This window comes from Enterobacter sp. K16B (assembly GCF_020216105.1).
Lineage (GTDB): Bacteria > Pseudomonadota > Gammaproteobacteria > Enterobacterales > Enterobacteriaceae > Enterobacter > Enterobacter sichuanensis.
Map to the genome: position 1 here is coordinate 1 of NZ_JAIWJZ010000243.1, position 258 is coordinate 258.

General features: G+C 58.1%; 1 protein-coding gene. It reads right to left on the reverse strand.

Going from position 1 to position 258, the window contains the following annotated elements; all coding sequences use genetic code 11:
- Positions 1-40 precede the first annotated feature (40 nt).
- Positions 41-258 (reverse strand): helix-turn-helix domain-containing protein (locus tag LDK53_RS22945; protein WP_225288162.1); only part of this gene is annotated, 218 nt, incomplete at its 5' end.

Sequence of the window (258 nt, forward strand, 5' to 3'; positions counted from 1 at the left end):
CGGGTGGCGGCTACGCCTTACCCGGCCTACACACGACAGGTTAATGTGTCTGGCTATGGTTCTCTTTGCGGTACGCGCCAGGCGGCTGGTTGAAGGTGCGGGTGAAGATGCGGGTAAACGTCTGCTGCGAATCAAACCCGTAACGCAGGCAGATATCGTATACCCGGGCGTCGGATTCACGCAGATCGCGTGCCGCCAGCAGCAGCTTGCGTTCACGGATATAGCGTCCCAGACTCTCCCCTTTGTACTGCATAAACA